The sequence below is a fragment of the Shewanella seohaensis genome (assembly GCF_023283775.1).
GTDB lineage: Bacteria > Pseudomonadota > Gammaproteobacteria > Enterobacterales > Shewanellaceae > Shewanella > Shewanella seohaensis.
Genome location: NZ_JAKILE010000020.1, coordinates 50143 through 70441 on the forward strand (window position 1 = coordinate 50143; position 20299 = coordinate 70441).

The 20299-nt window shown below is 46.2% G+C and carries 20 protein-coding genes and 1 rRNA gene; 18 read left to right on the forward strand and 3 right to left on the reverse strand.

The window, feature by feature from the left end:
• Positions 1-56: 56 nt before the first annotated feature.
• From rsmG to glmS, 16 genes are all read left to right on the forward strand, one after another.
• On the forward strand, positions 57-677 hold the full coding sequence (rsmG, locus tag L2713_RS19110) for a 16S rRNA (guanine(527)-N(7))-methyltransferase RsmG (RefSeq protein WP_023266056.1): 621 nt from the start codon (positions 57-59) through the stop codon (positions 675-677).
• Positions 678-751: 74 nt separating this feature from the next.
• Positions 752-1540, forward strand: coding sequence for a ParA family protein (locus L2713_RS19115; RefSeq protein WP_011718840.1), 789 nt, complete (start codon positions 752-754; stop codon positions 1538-1540).
• Between the two features lie 9 nt (positions 1541-1549).
• A complete protein-coding gene (locus L2713_RS19120; RefSeq protein WP_208660886.1) occupies positions 1550-2428 on the forward strand; it encodes a ParB/RepB/Spo0J family partition protein in 879 nt (292 codons plus the stop codon).
• A 225-nt stretch (positions 2429-2653) separates the two neighbouring features.
• Positions 2654-3037, forward strand: coding sequence for an ATP synthase subunit I (locus tag L2713_RS19125; RefSeq protein ID WP_011718838.1), 384 nt, complete (start codon positions 2654-2656; stop codon positions 3035-3037).
• Between the two features lie 12 nt (positions 3038-3049).
• On the forward strand, positions 3050-3844 hold the full coding sequence (gene atpB / locus L2713_RS19130) for a F0F1 ATP synthase subunit A (RefSeq protein WP_011718837.1): 795 nt from the start codon (positions 3050-3052) through the stop codon (positions 3842-3844).
• 70 nt (positions 3845-3914) lie between these two features.
• Entirely contained in the window at positions 3915-4166 is a 252-nt protein-coding gene (atpE, locus tag L2713_RS19135; RefSeq protein ID WP_006083840.1) for a F0F1 ATP synthase subunit C, read from the forward strand.
• 38 nt (positions 4167-4204) lie between these two features.
• Positions 4205-4675 carry a F0F1 ATP synthase subunit B gene (gene atpF / locus L2713_RS19140; protein WP_011624650.1) on the forward strand — a complete coding sequence of 157 codons (471 nt, stop codon included), beginning with the start codon at positions 4205-4207 and terminating at the stop codon, positions 4673-4675.
• 16 nt (positions 4676-4691) lie between these two features.
• The gene (atpH, locus tag L2713_RS19145; RefSeq protein WP_086903508.1) at positions 4692-5225 is read left to right on the forward strand and encodes a F0F1 ATP synthase subunit delta; all 534 of its coding nucleotides are present in this window, start codon (positions 4692-4694) and stop codon (positions 5223-5225) included.
• 14 nt (positions 5226-5239) lie between these two features.
• On the forward strand, positions 5240-6781 hold the full coding sequence (gene atpA, locus L2713_RS19150; protein WP_248968970.1) for a F0F1 ATP synthase subunit alpha: 1542 nt from the start codon (positions 5240-5242) through the stop codon (positions 6779-6781).
• 50 nt (positions 6782-6831) lie between these two features.
• Positions 6832-7692, forward strand: a complete 861-nt coding sequence (atpG, locus tag L2713_RS19155; protein WP_011624647.1) for a F0F1 ATP synthase subunit gamma — start codon at positions 6832-6834, stop codon at positions 7690-7692.
• A gap of 35 nt (positions 7693-7727) precedes the next feature.
• Positions 7728-9119 (forward strand): F0F1 ATP synthase subunit beta, encoded by a 1392-nt coding sequence (gene atpD / locus L2713_RS19160; RefSeq protein ID WP_248968971.1) that lies wholly within the window; start codon positions 7728-7730, stop codon positions 9117-9119.
• Between the two features lie 36 nt (positions 9120-9155).
• Positions 9156-9584: a F0F1 ATP synthase subunit epsilon gene (locus L2713_RS19165; RefSeq protein ID WP_011624645.1), complete on the forward strand. Its 429-nt coding sequence runs from the start codon at positions 9156-9158 to the stop codon at positions 9582-9584.
• Between the two features lie 170 nt (positions 9585-9754).
• Complete coding sequence (glmU, locus tag L2713_RS19170) at positions 9755-11119, forward strand: bifunctional UDP-N-acetylglucosamine diphosphorylase/glucosamine-1-phosphate N-acetyltransferase GlmU (RefSeq protein WP_248968972.1); 1365 nt, start codon at positions 9755-9757, stop codon at positions 11117-11119.
• Positions 11120-11380: 261 nt separating this feature from the next.
• The gene (locus L2713_RS19175; RefSeq protein WP_248968973.1) at positions 11381-13492 is read left to right on the forward strand and encodes a TonB-dependent receptor; all 2112 of its coding nucleotides are present in this window, start codon (positions 11381-11383) and stop codon (positions 13490-13492) included.
• 203 nt (positions 13493-13695) lie between these two features.
• Positions 13696-14466: a DeoR/GlpR family DNA-binding transcription regulator gene (locus L2713_RS19180; protein WP_011627710.1), complete on the forward strand. Its 771-nt coding sequence runs from the start codon at positions 13696-13698 to the stop codon at positions 14464-14466.
• A 75-nt stretch (positions 14467-14541) separates the two neighbouring features.
• A complete protein-coding gene (gene glmS, locus L2713_RS19185) occupies positions 14542-16371 on the forward strand; it encodes a glutamine--fructose-6-phosphate transaminase (isomerizing) (RefSeq protein WP_248968974.1) in 1830 nt (609 codons plus the stop codon).
• Positions 16372-16450: 79 nt separating this feature from the next.
• Here glmS and L2713_RS19190 read toward each other — a convergent pair whose 3' ends face one another.
• The 3 genes from L2713_RS19190 to L2713_RS19200 all read right to left on the reverse strand — a co-directional run bounded on the left by L2713_RS19190 (position 16451) and on the right by L2713_RS19200 (position 18191).
• Positions 16451-16654 (reverse strand): DUF2061 domain-containing protein, encoded by a 204-nt coding sequence (locus L2713_RS19190; protein WP_011627708.1) that lies wholly within the window; start codon positions 16652-16654, stop codon positions 16451-16453.
• A gap of 167 nt (positions 16655-16821) precedes the next feature.
• Entirely contained in the window at positions 16822-17724 is a 903-nt protein-coding gene (locus L2713_RS19195; RefSeq protein WP_011627707.1) for a 1,4-dihydroxy-2-naphthoyl-CoA synthase, read from the reverse strand.
• 116 nt (positions 17725-17840) lie between these two features.
• Positions 17841-18191, reverse strand: coding sequence for a hypothetical protein (locus L2713_RS19200; protein ID WP_086903502.1), 351 nt, complete (start codon positions 18189-18191; stop codon positions 17841-17843).
• A gap of 91 nt (positions 18192-18282) precedes the next feature.
• Here L2713_RS19200 and ccoG point away from each other — a divergent pair, with 91 nt between their 5' ends.
• Both ccoG and L2713_RS19210 read left to right on the forward strand, forming a co-directional pair.
• Positions 18283-19710 (forward strand): cytochrome c oxidase accessory protein CcoG, encoded by a 1428-nt coding sequence (gene ccoG / locus L2713_RS19205; protein WP_086903501.1) that lies wholly within the window; start codon positions 18283-18285, stop codon positions 19708-19710.
• Positions 19711-20227: 517 nt separating this feature from the next.
• A 16S ribosomal RNA gene (locus L2713_RS19210) occupies positions 20228-20299 on the forward strand; the annotation flags it as partial.

A 20299-nucleotide genomic window follows, 5' to 3' on the forward strand; every position in this document is an offset into this window, starting at 1 on the left:
TCAGGGCTTCATAATAGCCAGCGAGTTTATAATCGTATCTTTATTGAGGTTGTTCAGTGTTATCTGCCCAGTTAGAGGCCTATTTAGCCGAAATTAATCTGCCCGCCACGGCTGAGCAGAAAAAACAACTGCTTGATTTTGTTGGTATGCTCAACAAATGGAATAAAGCCTATAACTTAACCTCGGTCAGAGATCCTGAGGCGATGCTTGTCCGCCATATCATGGACAGCTTAGTGGTGTCGCCCCATTTGCAGGGTGAGCGCTTTATCGATGTAGGTACTGGCCCAGGTCTTCCCGGCATTCCTTTAGCGATTATGAATCCAGATAAAACCTTTGTGCTGCTCGATAGCTTAGGCAAACGTATCCGTTTTCAAAAGCAAGTGGCCTTTGAACTCGGGATCCACAATATTAGTTCGATAGAGAGCCGAGTCGAGGCCTATCAACCCGAGCAAAAGTTCGATGGAGTGCTCAGCCGCGCCTTTGCCTCAATCCATGATATGTTGACATGGTGCCATCACTTGCCTGCCGAGCATGGACAATTTTATGCGCTCAAGGGACAACTGAGTGATGAAGAGATGCAACAAATCCCCGCTGGATTTGTGGTGACCGAAACCATCGAACTGCAAGTGCCTAGACTCGATGAGCAAAGACATTTACTCAAAATAATCAAAGAATAACAGGCTTAAAGCTCCTCATTTCGCATGGATTTTTAAGTAGGCAATAAACCAGAATTTACATACAGGGTGACATTGTGGGTAAAGTAATTGCCGTGGCCAACCAGAAAGGTGGCGTAGGGAAAACAACAACTTGTGTCAACTTAGCCGCCTCTTTAGCCGCGACTAAGCGTAAAGTGCTGCTGATCGATCTCGATCCTCAGGGCAATGCCACCATGGGCAGCGGTGTCGATAAATACGAAGTCGAAAACACGGCTTACGAACTGCTGGTTGAAGAAAAGCCCTTCGATGAGATTGTAGTTAAAGACACCACAGGGAAATACGATCTGATTGCCAGTAACGGCGATGTGACCGCGGCAGAAATTAAACTCATGGAGTTCTTTGCCCGTGAAGTGCGGTTACGTAATGCGCTCGCACCGATAAAAGATCAATACGATTATATCTTTATCGATTGCCCGCCTTCGCTCAACATGTTGACGGTTAATGCCATGTCGGCGGCGGATTCCGTGCTAGTACCAATGCAGTGTGAGTATTTTGCACTGGAAGGGTTAACCGCCTTGATTGATACCATCACCAAATTAGCGGCGGTGGTGAATCCTGGTTTGGGGATTGAAGGGATTTTGCGGACCATGTATGACCCGCGTAATCGCCTGTCAAATGATGTGTCCGATCAGCTAAAACAGCATTTCGGTGATAAGGTTTATCGCACTGTGATCCCACGTAATGTGCGTTTGGCCGAGGCGCCGAGCTTTGGCGCACCTGCCATGTACTACGACAAATCGAGTGCGGGGGCTAAAGCATATTTGGCGTTAGCGGGTGAGATGATCCGCCGTTCCGAACAGAAAACTCAGGCTAAGCGAGCGTAAAGGATAACCATGACGTTAAAGAAAAGAGGGTTAGGTAAGGGCTTAGATGCTTTACTGAGTAACAGCCACGCCGCGAGTAAAAAACACACGGAAGAAGTGGTTGTTATCGATAAAAAAGAAGAACTTATTCATCTGGATCTCGACCTGCTACAACCGGGTAAATACCAACCTCGTAAGGACATGTCTCCCGAGGCGTTAGAAGAACTCGCCCATTCCATCCGCAATCAAGGCATTATTCAGCCGATTGTGGTGCGTCCTGTTAGCGATAGCCAGTATGAAATCATCGCCGGTGAGCGCCGTTGGCGCGCATCCCAATTGGCGGGTGTGGAAAAAATCCCTTGTATCGTTAAACCGGTTCCCGATGAAGCGGCGGTTGCCATTGCGTTGATTGAAAACATTCAACGTGAAGACTTAAATGCCATGGAAGAAGCTATTGCATTACAACGTTTGATGCAAGAATTTGAGCTGACTCACCAACAGGTTGCCGATGTTGTGGGAAAATCTCGCGCGAGTGTATCTAACTTGTTACGGTTAAACGGGTTAAATGAACCGGTTAAGCGTTTACTCGAGTATGGTGACATTGATATGGGCCATGCACGCGCTTTGCTCGCAATTGAGGGTGAAGAACAAACAAATCTGGCGAGATTAGTGGCTGCCAAGGAATTAACCGTTCGCGAAACTGAACGATTGATTAATCAAACCTTAAATCCGCCCAAACCCGTCGAAACTACGACTAAAGATCAAGATGTTTGTCGTTTAGAGCAGCAGTTAATTGAAAGATTAGGTGCTAAGGTTTCGATCGCTCATAGCAGTAAGGGTAAGGGTAAAATTGTAATTAACTATCAGAATCTGGCTGAATTAGACGGAATTCTTAGCAAAATTCGTTAATGTCTGTAGATTAACAGTTTTTAATGTAAATTTGTGACATATGTTAATTTTGGATTTTGACTGTTTTGGCGCTATATCACGTTAAAAGTGCTGTTTTTCCTTATCTCAAAGTTGCAATGAAGGCGTGAAAAGGTATACTTTCGCAAGCTTTTTGTGCATCGACAAAAATACGGATATTTGTCATCCGGTCATCGAAACAAAAAGTATGAATGCGGAGAGGATGAGTTGAGTAAGGTTTTAGCGCGTCGTGGCCGGTGGTCAGCCTATAAATTGGTGATGATGCAGGCGGCGGTGGCTGGGGGTGCTTCAATTCTCTTTTTCGTCGTGTGGGGAGTTCAGTTTGGCTATTCTGCGTTAGCAGGTGGTTCAATTGCTGTGCTCCCTAATTTTGTATTCGCAACCCTCGCTTTCTCTCATACGGGAGCAAGTTCAGCAGCAAAAGTGATAAAAACTTTTTACTGGGGGGAAGCGGTAAAGTTGCTGTTAACCATCGCAATGTTTTCATTGGTGTTTAGCAAGCTTGAGGTGGCATTTTTGCCGCTTTTTGTTTGTTATGTGCTGACGTTAATAGTGCATTGGACAGCTCCTTTATACTTCAAGCAAAGTTAAGTGGGATGAATCATGGCTGCACCTGGTGAAGCGTTAACACCGCAGGGCTATATCCAGCATCACCTTACCAACTTACATGTTGGTGAAGGTTTCTGGACATGGCACATTGATTCGTTGTTCTTTTCGGTTGGTCTTGGTGTTCTGTTCCTGTGGATTTTCCGTAGTGTTGGTAAAAAAGCGACTTCAGGGGTTCCCGGTAAGCTGCAATGCTTTATCGAGATGATCGTTGAGTTCGTTGATAACAGCGTGAAAGAAAGTTTTCATGGCCGCAATGCCCTGATCGCGCCTTTAGCTCTGACCATTTTTGTATGGGTATTCATGATGAACTTCATGGATATGCTTCCTGTTGACTGGCTGCCTTGGTTAGCAAGTTTAGCGGGCGTTCCATACTTGAAAGTGGTTCCGACAACTGACGTAAACATCACCTTCAGCTTAGCTATCGGTGTGTTTGTGCTGATTATTTACTACAGCATTAAGGTCAAAGGCGTGTCTGGTTTTGTTAAAGAACTGACGCTACAGCCCTTTAACCATAAGGCAATGATACCCGTCAACCTCCTATTAGAGACAGTTACTTTAGTTGCTAAGCCAATTTCATTGGCATTGCGTCTATTCGGTAACTTGTACGCAGGTGAGTTGATCTTCATCCTTATTGCGCTGATGTATGGTACCAACTTGTTATTATCTTCCCTGGGTGTGACTCTGCAACTAGGTTGGTTAATTTTCCACATTTTGGTTATCACGCTGCAGGCGTTTATCTTCATGATGTTGACCATTGTTTACTTAAGCATGGCGCATGAAGATCATTAAGGATTGCTGAAGAAATTTTAAACTAAATCATCAACTAATTAGATTTAGATTTTAGATACTGGAGATACAGATGGAAACGATTTTAGGCATGACAGCTATCGCTGTTGCTCTGCTGATTGGTATGGGTGCTCTTGGTACTGCAATCGGTTTCGGCTTATTAGGTGGTAAGTTCCTGGAAGGCGCTGCGCGTCAACCAGAAATGGCTCCTATGCTGCAAGTTAAAATGTTCATCGTAGCGGGTCTGTTAGACGCCGTAACAATGATCGGTGTTGGTATCGCATTATTTATGCTGTTCACCAACCCGCTGGGTGCAATGCTGTAAGAAAACGCTTCTGTCTTAACTCTAAATAGGAGGCTGTTGTGAATTTCAACGCTACCCTAATCGGTCAGACGGTCGCCTTTATCATCTTCGTGTGGTTCTGCATGAAGTTTGTATGGCCCCCTTTGATGAATGCCATCGAAGCGCGCCAAAAAAGGATTGCTGACGGTCTAGCTGATGCTGATCGTGCGGTAAAAGACCTAGAGTTGGCTCAAGCGAAAGCGACTGACCAACTAAAAGAAGCCAAGGTGACTGCTAACGAAATTATTGAGCAAGCTAACAAGCGTAAAGCTCAAATAGTTGAAGAAGCTAAAGCCGAAGCAGACGCTGAGCGTGCAAAAATCATCGCTCAGGGTAAAGCAGAAATTGAAGCTGAACGTAATCGCGTGAAAGAGGATCTGCGTAAGCAGGTTGCTACTCTTGCCATCATGGGTGCTGAGAAGATCCTTGAGCGTTCTATTGATCCAGCCGCCCACAGTGACATAGTTAATAAACTAGTCGCTGAAATTTGATAAGGGAGTTTGAGTTATGGCTGAATTAACCACCATCGCTCGCCCTTACGCAAAGGCAGCTTTTGACATTGCTGTTGAACACAATGCAGTGGATACCTGGGCAGAAATGCTCACGTTTGCCGCACTGGTTAGTGAAAACGAAACCATGCAGCCACTGCTAACTGGCTCTTTAGCCAGTACTAAACTTGCCGCACTCTTTATTAGTGTGTGTGGTGAGCAAATCAATGAGCAAGGTCAGAACTTGATAAAGGTAATGGCTGAAAACGGTCGCTTAAAGGTACTACCTGCTGTATCTGAGCTTTTTGCTCAATACCGTAATGAGTGGGCAAAAGAAGTGGAAGCCGATGTGGTTTCTGCAGCTGAGCTCAGCTCTGAACAACAGCAGCAGATCAGTAATTCTTTAGAGAAACGTCTCGCACGCAAAGTTAAGCTGAATTGCAGCACTGACGCCGCGCTCATCGCCGGTGTAATTATTAAGGCAGGTGACTTAGTCATTGATGGCTCTGTCCGCGGTAAGTTATCGCGTCTGTCTGAAAAGCTGCAGTCGTAATTGGGAGTTTGAGCATGCAACTGAATTCCACTGAAATCAGCGATCTGATTAAGCAGCGGATCGAGCAGTTCGAAGTCGTTAGCGAATCTCGTAACGAAGGTACTATCGTTGCGGTTAGTGACGGCATTATCCGCATCCACGGCCTGGCCGATGTGATGCAAGGTGAAATGATCGAACTGCCTGGTAGCCGTTTTGCAATCGCGTTGAACCTTGAACGTGATTCTGTCGGTGCCGTAGTAATGGGTCCTTATGCTGATTTAGCAGAGGGCGTAAAAGTTAAAACTACTGGCCGTATTCTGGAAGTTCCAGTCGGTCGCGGCCTATTAGGCCGTGTAGTTAACACTCTGGGTGAACCAATTGACGGAAAAGGCGCTATCGACAACGATGGTTTCTCTCCTGTTGAAGTGATCGCACCAGGTGTTATCGAGCGTAAGTCAGTAGATCAACCAGTTCAAACTGGTTATAAAGCCGTTGACGCTATGATCCCAATCGGTCGTGGCCAACGTGAATTGATCATTGGCGACCGTCAAACTGGTAAAACAGCTATGGCGATCGACGCAATCATCAACCAGCGCGATTCTGGCATCAAATGTGTGTACGTAGCTGTAGGCCAAAAGGCTTCTACTATTGCTAACGTAGTACGCAAGTTAGAAGAGCACGGTGCATTAGCGAACACTATCGTTGTAGTTGCAACAGCTTCTGAAGCTGCGGCACTGCAATACTTAGCACCATACTCTGGTTGTGCTATGGGTGAATACTTCCGCGACCGCGGTGAAGATGCTCTGATCGTATACGATGACCTGTCTAAGCAAGCAGTTGCTTACCGTCAGATCTCGTTACTACTGAAGCGTCCACCAGGCCGTGAAGCTTATCCTGGTGACGTATTCTATCTACACTCTCGTTTATTAGAGCGTGCTTCACGCGTAAACGAAGAATATGTAGAAAAGTTCACTAAGGGTGCTGTAACAGGTCAAACCGGTTCTTTAACCGCGCTGCCTATTATTGAAACTCAGGCGGGTGACGTATCTGCATTCGTACCGACCAACGTAATTTCTATTACTGACGGTCAGATCTTCCTTGAGACCGATCTGTTTAACTCTGGCTTACGTCCAGCGGTTAACCCAGGTATTTCTGTTTCTCGTGTTGGTGGTGCGGCTCAGACTAAGATCATCAAGAAACTGTCTGGTGGTATCCGTACCGCTCTAGCACAGTATCGTGAACTTGCTGCGTTCTCACAGTTTGCATCTGACTTAGACGATGCAACTCGTGCTCAACTTGAGCATGGTGTGCGTGTTACCGAACTGATGAAGCAAAAACAATATGCTCCTATGAGCGTAGCCGCTCAAGCTGTGTCAATTTTCGCAGCTGAAAAAGGTTACCTGAAGGGCGTTGAGCTGAACAAAGTCGGTGATTTCGAAGCCTCTCTGCTCTCGTACATGAACAGCGAGCATGCTGCTTTAATCAAGCTTATCAACGAGACTGGCGATTATAACGCCGATATCGAAGCTGAATTAAAAGCTGGCCTCGACAAGTTCGTAGCAACCCAAACCTGGTAACAATGATAGAGGTGTCTTAAGGCACCTCAGGTCCAGATTGGAGAGTAGAGATGGCCGGCGCTAAAGAGATTAAAACCAAGATCGCGAGTGTGAAAAACACTCAGAAGATCACGTCCGCCATGGAAATGGTGGCAGCCAGCAAAATGCGCAGAGCGCAGGACCGCATGGCTGCAAGCCGTCCATACGCGGAAAGCATGCGTAAGGTGATCGGTCACGTCGCGCAAGGTTCTCTCGAGTATAAACACCCCTACTTAGAGGTGAGAGAGGCTAAGCGGGTTGGTTACATTGTTGTAGCAACCGACCGTGGCCTTTGTGGTGGTCTGAACGTCAACCTCTTTAAAAAGGTTGTGGCAGACGTGAAAAGCTGGAAAGAGCAAGGTGCAGAATTTGAATTTTGCCCAATTGGTGCTCGTAGTGTTCAGTTTTTCAAAAGCTTTGGCGGTCAGGTATCTGCCCATGCTTCAGGTTTAGGCGATGCGCCAAAGCTCGCTGACCTGATCGGGACAGTACGTGTGATGCTAGATGCTTACAACGAAGGCAAACTGGATCGTCTGTACGTAGTGTTCAACAAGTTTGTAAACACTATGACGCAGACTCCTGTGATCGAGCAGCTGCTACCTTTGCCTAAATCGGAAGATGATGAGGTTGCTCATCGTTGGGACTATATCTACGAGCCAGATCCAAAAGCCCTTTTGGATACCTTATTGGTTCGTTATGTAGAATCTCAGGTTTACCAAGGTGTTGTTGAAAACATTGCTTCTGAACAGGCTGCCCGTATGGTGGCAATGAAGGCGGCAACAGACAACGCAGGTACACTGATTGACGATTTGCAATTGGTCTATAACAAGGCTCGTCAGGCTGCGATTACGCAGGAACTGTCGGAAATTGTTTCTGGTGCCTCTGCGGTTTAGGTTAGGTAACGAATACAAGTTTTAGAGGATTAATCATGAGCACAGGTACTGTTGTCCAAGTGATTGGCGCGGTTGTGGACGTAGAGTTTCCACAAGATGCCGTACCTCAGGTATATGACGCTCTGAAGATCACAGGTGAAGGCTCCTGTAATGGTTTGGTGCTGGAAGTTCAGCAACAACTAGGTGGTGGTGTAGTTCGTACCATCGCTATGGGTACTTCTGATGGTCTGCGTCGTGGTCTTGAGGTAGTAAACTCAGGTTCACCTATTTCTGTTCCTGTTGGTACCGCCACTCTTGGCCGTATCATGAACGTTTTAGGCGAGCCTATTGATGAAGCTGGCGCAATTGGCGAAGAAGAACGTTATGTTATTCACCGCAGCGCTCCTTCATACGAAGATCAATCAAACACGACTGAACTGTTAGAGACTGGTATCAAGGTTATCGACCTTGTATGTCCATTCGCTAAGGGTGGTAAAGTAGGTCTGTTCGGTGGTGCGGGTGTTGGTAAGACAGTTAACATGATGGAACTGATCAACAACATCGCTAAAGCTCACTCAGGTCTTTCTGTATTCGCCGGTGTAGGTGAGCGTACTCGTGAGGGTAACGACTTCTACTACGAGATGAAGGATTCTGGCGTTCTCGACAAAGTAGCCATGGTATATGGTCAAATGAACGAGCCACCAGGAAACCGTCTGCGTGTAGCACTGACCGGTCTGACTATGGCTGAAAAATTCCGTGACGAAGGTCGTGACGTTCTGTTGTTCGTTGACAACATCTACCGTTACACCCTAGCCGGTACTGAAGTATCAGCACTGTTAGGTCGTATGCCTTCTGCAGTAGGTTACCAACCAACTCTGGCTGAAGAAATGGGCGTTCTGCAAGAGCGTATTACTTCAACTAAGACTGGTTCTATTACCTCTGTACAAGCGGTATACGTACCTGCGGACGACTTGACTGACCCGTCACCAGCAACAACCTTCGCTCACTTAGATGCGACTGTTGTATTGTCACGTCAAATCGCTTCTCTGGGTATTTACCCAGCGGTTGACCCACTGGATTCTACTTCTCGTCAATTAGATCCATTAGTAGTTGGTCAAGAGCACTATGACGTAGCTAACGGTGTACAAACTGTTCTGCAACGCTACAAAGAGCTGAAAGACATTATTGCGATTCTCGGTATGGACGAACTGTCAGACGAAGATAAGATGACCGTTTCCCGTGCACGTAAGATTGAGCGTTTCTTGTCTCAGCCTTTCCACGTAGCAGAAGTCTTTACTGGTTCTCCTGGTAAGTACGTATCTCTGAAAGACACTATCCGTGGCTTCAAGGGAATTCTGAGTGGTGAGTTCGACCACATTCCAGAACAAGCGTTCTACATGGTTGGTTCTATCGACGAAGCTGTCGAGAAAGCTAACAAAAAGAAATAACTAAGTAGTCATACTTAGTTTTTTAAGGAGAACGGGATGGCAGCCATGACAGTACAGCTTGATATAGTAAGCGCAGAGAGCAGCATCTTCTCAGGTCGCGTAGCTAGCCTACAAGTGACCGGTTCTGAAGGTGAGTTGGGCATCATGCATGGCCACGCTCCACTGTTAAGCTATATCAAACCTGGCATGGCGCGCATCGTCAAACAAGACGGCAGCGAAGAAGTGTTTTATCTTTCTGGTGGTTTACTGGAAGTACAACCTTCTTCTGTTTCTGTGTTGGCTGATGTGGTTATGCGTGCCAAAGATATTGATGAGCAGGCAGCATTAGAAGCCAAGCGTCGTGCAGAAGCCCATATGGCGACTGCGGGTGCGGACTTCAATTATGACGCCGCTATGGTTGAGTTAGCGAAAGCAATGGCTCAATTACGTGTTGTTGAAACCATCAAGAAAAACATTGCCAGATAAAGGTTATTGTTTGTGATAAAAGGCGGTTATCGAAAGATACCCGCCTTTTTTGTTGGTTTTTTCGCTGTGTTTTGAGTTCTGCCTTTCGCTTTGCTGCGCCTTTCCGTTAAAATTGCGCCATTAAATCGAGCTCAGTTTATCCCTTTGGGATGTTAATCAAGGATATGGCAATGGCATTAAATGTAGTGATCTTAGCGGCAGGAAAAGGAACTCGCATGCGCTCGGATCTTCCCAAGGTATTACATCCTATCGCCCACAAGAGCATGGTGCAGCATGTTATCGATACCGCCCACAGTATCGGCAGCGATGCCATTCAATTAGTGTACGGCTATGGCGCCGACAAATTAAAATCCGCACTGGGTGAGCAGCAATTAAATTGGATGTTGCAAGCCGAGCAGTTAGGCACAGGCCATGCGGTCGCTCAGGCGATTCCCAATATCGATGATAATGACACTGTGCTGATCCTTTACGGTGATGTGCCGTTAATCCAAGCTTCAACCCTCGAGGCTCTGCTTGCTGCGCGTCCTGATCAGGGCGTGGCGATTTTAACCGTCAATCTAACCAATCCAACTGGCTATGGCCGTATTGTGCGCGAGCAAGGCAAGGTTGTCGGTATTGTCGAGCAAAAGGATGCCAATGCTGAACAGTTAGCCATCAATGAAATCAATACCGGCATAATGGCGGTGCCGGGTAAGGCATTAAAAACCTGGCTTGGCCGCCTATCGAATAACAATGCTCAGGGTGAATACTACCTGACTGATATTATCGCCATGGCCCACACCGATGGCGTTGAGATTAATACCGCTCAGCCACAATCAGCCATTGAGGTGGAAGGTGCCAATAACCGTGTGCAGCTTGCACAACTGGAGCGCGCTTATCAGGCCCGTGAAGCCGAAAAGTTGATGATTGCTGGTGCTAATCTGCGTGACCCAAGCCGTATCGATATCCGTGGTGAAGTTACCGTGGGTATGGATGTGATGGTCGATGTGAACGTGATTTTCGAAGGTAAAGTGGTGATTGGTAATAATGTCAGCATCGGTGCTGGTGCGATTCTTATCGATTGTGAAATTGCCGACAATGCCGAGATCAAACCTTACTCAATTATCGAAGGCGCTAAGCTGGGCGTTGCCGCCAGTGCGGGGCCTTTTGCGCGTTTACGCCCAGGTGCCGAGTTAATGCAAGATGCCCATATCGGCAACTTTGTTGAGATGAAAAAAGCTGTTTTAGGTGTGGGTTCTAAGGCGGGTCACTTAGCCTATTTGGGCGATGCGCAAATCGGTGCGGGTGTGAATATTGGTGCTGGCACTATTACCTGTAATTACGATGGTGCCAATAAACACTTAACCGTGATTGGAGATAATGTGTTTGTGGGGAGTGATACTCAGCTGGTGGCGCCGGTGACCATTGGTAAAGGCGCGACGCTCGGTGCGGGGTCAACCATTACCCGTGACGTGGGTGAGGATGAGCTAGTGATCACCCGTGTTAAGCAAAAACATCTGACTGGCTGGCAACGTCCGGTAAAAATTAAGAAATAACGGCGCTGTACCCAGTAAACATAAAGCGGCTTATTGCCGCTTTATGTCTTTTTTGTCAAAGCTAAAAATCCCCACCAAGTAAAAATTAACTAAATTAATGTTCAATTAAGGCTGCGGTGTTATGGCTAATTCATTGTTTTTATTCAAAGTTGATCCAAGTCACGCTAGATTGTAAATTCGTGTAAAGATAGTTAAATAAAAACAATTCTTATTTATATTGCCTGCAATTCTAAGACGAAAGGTCTACTTGAGGTGTTGGCAATGGTATTTAAATATTCAGTGGTTGGTTTGGCCGTAGGGTCTGCATTAATGGCGATGCCTGTTATGGCTGAAGCGCCAAATGATGAGAACATTGAGCGCATTAATGTGACTGGCCGTACATTTAACGACTATAAAGTCGGCAGTGCATCCGGTGCTATGCGTGGTGATATCGATTTAATGGATACACCACAATCTGTAAATGTTATCCCCGACTTTGTGACCGATGAGCAATTAGCGACTAACCTTGCGGAAGTCTTAGTTAATGACTCGAGCGTAACGGCAGGAACCACTCGTTGGAACCGCCAAGTCTTCAGTATTCGTGGTTTTGAATTAGATTCGGGCAACGGTTATCTGATCAACGGCCACCAGCAATGGTCCCACTATGTTCAACCTATCGAAACCCTGCAACAAGTCGAAGTGCTGAAAGGCCCTTCGAGCATGTTGTATGGCCAATCTGGACCTGGCGGTTTGGTGAATATGGTCACCAAGAAGCCCACCTACGATTCTATGCTTAACTTAGGGTTTGATACCGACGGTTACGGCTCTACCCGCGCCCAGTTAGACGCTGGTGGCAGCTTAAACGAGGCTCAAAGCATTCGTTACCGCGGTGTGTTAGTCAAACAAGACACTAAATACTGGCGTGAATATTCAACGACCGATGAAAACCAAGAGCGTGATCGTTGGTTAGGTTATTTGAACCTAGAATTTGATATCAGTGATGATTTGTTATTGTCACTGAAATACGACCATACCCAAGATAAAACCGGTATTGATGCTGGCAGTTGGTTAGATAAGCAAGGCAATGTTGTCGGCCAACGTAAAACCATCTGGGATGCGCCTTGGGCCTTTACCGATAACACTGTTTCAAACTTAGGTGCCGATTTAACTTGGCATATGAATGACGATTGGAAAGTTAAACTGGGTTATAACGATCAACAGTTTAATCGCCAGCGTTTCGATTCTGCACCGCAATATAATGAAGATCCATTTACTAGTGGTTATAAAATAAAGCCATTCGATCGTTACGATGATTGGCAACATAAAACCGCTTATATCGATTTTACAGGCGAGTTTGCATTGGCGGGTATGGAGCACCAACTCCTTATAGGTGCTAACTACTTAGACTACTATTATGGTCAATATATTGAGAGATATGTTAATCAAGCAACCAAAGGGATGATTACCGTTATTCCTGGTCAACCCGTAGCAAAACCAGATTTAGACTATCATCGTGATAGCACAAAATCTGAAAGTGAATACAAATACTACGGCTTCTATCTGCAAGATTTAATGACCATCAATGAACAATGGAAATTGCTCGCAGGGGTTCGTTATGACGAACAGAAAAAAGATGGCGAAGGTGAAAACAGTTATGCCGTATCGCCTAAATTTGGGGTGATCTACTCACCTACAGATAACGGCAGTGTTTATGTTAACTACTCAAAAAGCTTCACCCCGCAAGGTGCGGTGAATAACGAATACGATATCAATAATAAACTTAACCTAAAGCCTGAATACGGCATTCAATATGAAGTGGGAACAAAGTGGGAACTGTTTGACGACAGCTTGCTATTAACGGCGGCGGTATTTGATATCACACTTGAAAACATTACTATTTCAGAAAAATTGCCTACACCTATCGGTGATTTCACTGATATCACAACCCAAGGTGGTGAGCAAAAGCACCGCGGCTTTGAAGTGGGTGCCCAAGGTAAGCTAGGCGATAGCTGGTTTGTGACTTCATCTATGATGTACCTCGATGCTGAGTATCAAACGGGTGATGAGCGTGAAGGTAAAACGCCTATCGATGCCCCTGAATGGTCGGCGAATATCTGGACTCGTTATGAAGTGACCGATAACTTTGCAATGAACTTCGGTGCTATCTATGTTGGCGAGCGTTTTGCAAACGTGGATAACACTATCAGTAAAGACGGTTATGTTCGCTTCGATATTGGTGCTGCCTACACTATGGATATTATGGGTAAAGACGTAAGCATCCGCGCGAACGTGAGAAACCTGTTTGATACCGATTATATTGATGGCGGCCAATACAATATGGTGACCCTAGGCCAAGACCGTAACTTCAGTGTGGCACTTGAAGCTAAGTTCTAACTTCACTTTCTACGCTTAAGTTTTAGCGCCCTTAAAGCAGTTCACTGATAGGTGGACTGCTTTTTTATTGCTTTTCATTAGGTTAATTTTAAAAACTCATCCATTTCATTACTCTCACGCTAAAAACACCTTTCGAATACTAGCAAAAATGTTTCGTTTCTCTATAATATAACTTTCGAATCGAAAGTTAACTGAAAGGTTTTATGAATAAACGAAACACACAGCAACGACGTCATAGTATTATCAGCATTCTGAATGAACAGGGTGAAGTGAGTGTCGATGAGTTGTCATTACGTTTCGAAACCTCAGAAGTGACTATTCGTAAAGACTTGGCAGAACTTGAAAAAACCGGACTATTGCTGCGCCGCTACGGTGGTGCTGTGGCTATTCCCGATGAAGTGACACAACAATTTTCTGCCAAGATTGCCCCTAATAAGTTATCCATTGCTAAAGCTGCGGCGCAGCTGATCAAAGATCACAATCGCATCATCATCGACAGTGGCACCACCACTTCAGGCCTGATCGCCGAGCTGAATCACAAGCGTGGGCTGGTGGTCATGACCAATGCCCTGCATTTGGCCAATGCGATTCATGAGCTTGAAAATGAGCCCACCCTATTGATGACTGGCGGTACCTGGGATCCGCATTCCGAGTCGTTTCAGGGGCAAGTGGCCGAGCAAGTATTACGCTCCTATAACTTCGACCAACTCTTTATCGGTGCTGACGGTATCGATTTAGCGCGCGGCACCACCACCTTTAATGAGCTAACGGGCTTGAGTAAGGTGATGGCTGAGGTTTCCCGCGAAGTGATCGTTATGGTGGATTCGGACAAAATTGGTAAGCGGATCCCTAACTTAGAACTACCTTGGTCGCAAATCAGCGTGCTAGTTACCGATGCTCGTATCGAAGAGAGCGCCCTTAACCAAATTACCGAGCAAGGCGTGAAAGTCATCTTAGCGCCCTACTCGCCTTAGGCATTTGCCCGTGATAAGCCAAAGCAAATGTCTCAAACAATTTCATTTTTATTTTTTATTTTATAGGTAAAAACTATGTGCGGAATCGTTGGCGCCGTGGCGCAAAGGGATGTGGCCGAAATTCTGGTCGAAGGTTTACGTCGTTTAGAATATCGTGGATATGACTCCGCTGGTGTTGCCGTTATCCACAATGGTGAACTTAATCGTACTCGTCGCGTGGGTAAAGTGCAGGAGCTTTCTGCCGCACTCGAAACCGACCCGTTAGCGGGCGGTACTGGTATTGCACATACTCGTTGGGCTACCCATGGTGAGCCGAGCGAGCGCAATGCTCACCCACATTTATCTGAAGGCGATATTGCCGTGGTGCACAATGGCATTATCGAAAACCATCATAAACTGCGCGAAATGCTAAAAGAGCTGGGCTATCACTTCAGCTCTGATACCGACACCGAAGTGATTTGTCATTTAGTTCATCACGAATTAAAGACGCACGACACCTTACTGGCCGCTGTGCAAGCCACGGTTAAACAACTCGAAGGCGCTTATGGCACTGTGGTTATCGACCGCCGCGATAGCGAGCGTATGGTCGTTGCGCGTTCTGGCAGCCCATTAGTGATTGGTTTTGGTTTAGGTGAAAATTTCGTTGCATCTGACCAATTGGCGCTGCTGCCTGTCACCCGTTCTTTCGCGTTTTTAGAAGAAGGTGACGTGGCTGAAGTGACTCGTCGCACTGTGAGCATTTTCGATGTGCATGGCAATAAAGTTGAGCGCGAAGTTAAAGAATCAGAAATCACCCACGATGCTGGTGACAAAGGTGAATATCGCCACTATATGCTCAAAGAGATTTATGAGCAGCCATTGGCACTGACGCGCACTATCGAAGGTCGCATCGCTAACAAGCAAGTGCTCGACACTGCTTTTGGTGATAACGCCGCAGAGTTTTTAAAAGATATTAAACACGTACAGATTATTGCCTGTGGTACTAGTTATCATGCGGGGATGGCGGCGCGTTATTGGTTAGAGGATTGGGCTGGCGTTTCATGTAATGTCGAAATCGCCTCTGAATTCCGCTACCGCAAGTCGCATTTGTTCCCTAACAGCCTGTTGGTGACCATTTCTCAATCCGGCGAGACTGCCGATACGCTGGCGGCGATGCGCCTAGCCAAAGAAATGGGTTACAAGGCGACGCTAACTATCTGTAACGCTCCTGGCTCTTCCTTAGTCCGTGAGTCTGACATGGCATACATGATGAAAGCGGGTGCTGAGATTGGCGTTGCCTCTACCAAAGCCTTCACTGTGCAGCTGGCTGGTTTGTTAATGCTGACGGCGGTGATCGGTCGCCATAATGGTATGTCAGAGCAAATGCAGGCGGAGATCACTCAAAGCCTACAGTCTATGCCTGCCAAAGTGGAGCAAGCATTGGGCTTAGATGATGCGATTGCTGAATTGGCGGAAGATTTTGCCGACAAACACCATGCCTTATTCCTTGGCCGTGGCGATCAGTACCCGATTGCGATGGAAGGTGCGCTGAAACTTAAAGAGATCTCTTATATCCATGCTGAGGCGTATGCCTCTGGTGAGCTGAAACATGGCCCACTGGCGTTGATTGATGCCGACATGCCCGTCATCGTCGTCGCGCCAAACAACGAATTATTAGAAAAGCTGAAATCTAACGTTGAAGAAGTGCGTGCCCGTGGTGGTTTAATGTATGTCTTTGCCGATGTGGATGCCGAGTTTGAATCTGACGAGACCATGAAGGTTATCCCTGTTCCACACTGCGATATCTTTATGGCACCGCTGATTTACACTATCCCATTACAGTTGCTGTCGTATCACGTTGCCTTAATTAAGGGCACCGATGTGGATCAACCACGAAACCTCGCTAAATCGGTGACGGTGGAATAAATCGGAAGTCATAAAAAACCGCCTAAATGGCGGTTTTTTATTGGGGCTTTATTAGAGTATATGCTGGTGGCTAAGAGTGTTAAGCCGTTATAGCATTAAGTGCGTTTTGCTTTTTTTCTTCGAAACGCTTCCACACTTTATCGTGGAAATAAAACACTACAGTGTTTATTGCGGGTTCAACTAAGGCAACGGCACCACCGACCAAAACACTACCGGTTAATAGATAGGTAACGGTGAAGGCGACGCTGAAATGTAATACGGCAAAAGTAAATGTCTTAGTCATGATCTTATCCTCTAATGTAAGCCCCAATTGGGAATGATCAGATGATAACAATTCTCATTAAAATTTAAACCCGTATTTTGAGATTAGTTTAAACGGTTTTTTCTATCTATAAGCGCTAAAAAATATAAAGCCCTCAAATGAGGGCTTTATATGGCAATCAGCTTCGATCAGTAATGCCATGGAAACGCTGAAAAGTCCTGATCGCGTTTTTCGAGGAAAGCATCGCGCCCTTCTTGAGCTTCTGCGCTGGCATAGGCTAAGCGTGTCGCTTCACCCGCAAACAGTTGCTGACCGACCATGCCATCGTCTGTCATGTTGAAGCCGTACTTCAACATACGCATCGCTGTTGGCGATTTGGAGTTAATCTCTTTGGCCCATCTTAATGCTTCGACTTCGAGTTCTGCATGGGGAACCGATTTATTAACCATTCCCATGGCAAAGGCTTCATCGGCACTGTAGTTAAAGCCGCAGAAGAAAATTTCTCGCGCGCGCTTTTGGCCAATCATCTTGGCAAGATAAGCACTACCATAGCCAGAATCGAAACTCGCAACATCGGGATCGGTTTGTTTGAAGACGGCGTGTTCCTTCGAGGCTAAAGTTAAGTCGCAGACAACGTGTAAACTATGGCCGCCACCCACCGCCCAACCCGGCACGACGGCGATCACCACTTTAGGCATAAAGCGGATCAATCGTTGGACTTCGAGGATATGTAAACGCCCCATTCTGGCTAAATCGGCTTTGCCTTCTTCTGCGCCTTCATATTTATAACCATCTTTGCCGCGAATACGTTGATCGCCACCGGAGGAAAACGAATATTGTCCTTTGGCAGAGGGGCCATTGCCTGTGAGTAACACACAACCTACATCGGACCATTGGCGAGCGTGATCGAGGGCGATATACAACTCGTCGACCGTCTTTGGGCGGAAGGCATTGAGGCAATCTGGACGGTTGATGGCGATACGCACTGTGCCGTGGGCTTTGGCTCTATGGTAAGTGATATCGTCGAAATTAAATCCGCTGACTTCATCCCACAGTGCGGGATCAAAAATATCTGATACTGGTTTAGTCATGATACAAGGCCTATGTAATTGAAGTTCAGAGGCTAGGCGGAATCATGTCTTTGGTCAATCGCCTAAGCGTCATGCTTAGTGATGGGCTGCAAAATTCCGTTTGCCTGTAAGTGGGATTAGAGGTTATCGCAGATAAAAAACAGGTTATCTCGGCTAAAAATGGGGTGCTCGGGCGCTTTAGTGCCGCAGTAGCTGTCTTTAAAATCGGCAATACCGTCTTCGGTAAGTGGGATTTTATTAAATTCTTCGACTTCAGGAGCCGATAGTCGCTCCAAAATCTCTTTTCGAGCCTTAGTACGTTTCTGATCGATCTTAATTATTTGGGTACCCGTCATCGAACCCATTTTGTTTTCTATCTTCTGAACCATTTCCTCTGTTTTAGCTATAGGTGCATCTAATTTGTCTGTTTCGGTGTATAAGTAATATAATGCACCACACAGGAGCGCTAATATGATCCAACCTTTCATCTTTTAGTCCAACATAAGTGAATAACCATTAATAATATGGGTATAATAAGCCAGTTTTCGTCCAATATTAAAGCAGTAAAAGGCTGTCACGATGAACGCAGAATCTAATAACAAGGACTATTCGAAAACCAATCGAATTAAGATTCACCAGCCAGATGAAAATAAGGCTGATCGCTTTAACCCCCGCAACCGGATTTATGTCCGGGCAATCGATGGATTATGGAGTAGCGTACGCCGCCGTATGGGTTGGGTCGCAATGCTCTTCTTCCTTATTCTGCCGTGGATCCCTTGGGGAGACCGTCAAGCCGTTTGGTTCAATCTGGGCGAACAGAAGTTTCACGTCTTTGGCCTCACCATTTGGCCTCAGGATCTCACCTTACTCGCGGCTCTCTTTATGATAGCTGCCTTTGCGCTGTTTTTCGTGACAACCTATCTTGGCCGCGTTTGGTGTGGTTATACCTGCCCGCAAACCGTGTGGACGTTTATGTTCATTTGGTTCGAGGAAAAACTCGAAGGTGCACGTAATAAACGCATCAAGCTAGATCAAATGCCATGGAACTTTGACAAACTTTGGCGCAAGACGGCAAAACACACTGCGTGGATTTTACTGTCGCTGCTGACAGCCATGACCTTTGTGTCTTATTTTGTGCCGAGCCGCGAAGTGTATGTCGATGTCTTTACCCTTAATGCGTCTGGCGCAATCTACTTCTGGGTCGTGTTTTTTACCTTCGCAACATACGGTAATGCGGGTTGGATGCGTGAAATTATGTGCATCCATATGTGCCCCTATGCCCGTTTCCAATCGGCGATGTTTGATAAAAACACTTATATCGTAGGTTACGACGCTAAACGCGGTGAGACCCGCGGTCCGCGTTCACGCAAAGCCGACCCGAAAGAAATGGGATTAGGCGACTGCATCGACTGCGACCTCTGTGTCCAGGTTTGCCCAACGGGTATCGACATTCGTAACGGCTTGCAATATGAATGTATTAACTGCGGCGCCTGTATCGACGCTTGTGATCAAACCATGGAGCGGATGGGATATCCTCTGGGGCTGATTAGCTATACCACAGAGAATAAACTCGAAGGTATTAAAGAGAAGGTATTACGTCCTAAGCTGGTGGGCTATGGCGTGGTGTTGGCCGCCATGATCCTGATCTTTATCTACGCGAGCGCGACGATTGCACCCGTGCGTATGGATATCATCCGCGACCGTAACCAACTCTACAGAGAAAACAATCAAGGGCTGATTGAAAACACCTTCACCCTGAAAATTCTCAATAAGACAGAACAAGCCCATGAATACACCATGAGTGTTGAAGGCCTCAACAACTATAAATGGTATGGACCAACCTCAGTGACGATTGCGGGTGGAGAGGTGTTAACTCTACCTATCAGTGTCGGGGTCGATCCGGTCGAACTTTCGCGTTCAGTGACTAACATCGAGATAAAAGTGAAAACCCATATCGATGGTGAAGAAGTCGAAGTCGAGCAAGAATCGCGTTTCTTCAGTCCGTAGTAAGTTTTTTGTTAAGTAAATGCATTCAAAAAGGGGCTGTTTAGCCCCTTTTTTATGCATGTTGCTGGATATCTAGGCGTCTAGATGATTAATCTAAACTTTCTGTCAAAAAGCCCTTGCGTAAAAAGTTCTGCTGCCTATAATGCGCATCCACTGACACGGCAGACAGCGAAAGCAAGCGCGGTGTGTGCGAATCGAATGCAAAATGTGCAGTTGATTCGAAAGCGCCAAGAAGTTTGCAAAAACGCCTTGACGCGACAAGGGAAATGCGTAGAATACGCAGCCCTGACCCGCTGAGCGGTAGCGCGAAGTGAATGGTCAAATGCTCTTTAACAATCTAAACAAGAAATCTGTGTGGACACTCACAGGTGTTGAGTTAATCGAAATTACTCTGCCGTTTGGCGAGTAATCAAAATTTAAATCAATGAATGAGTGTTCATAGCAATATGTACAACGACTTATTAAGTTAAGTCGATTCAGAATTCATTGAGCCGAACCTTAGGGTTCACAAAACTTTTAATTGAAGAGTTTGATCATGGCTCAGATTGAACGCTGGCGGCAGGCCTAACACATGCAAGTCGAGCGGCAG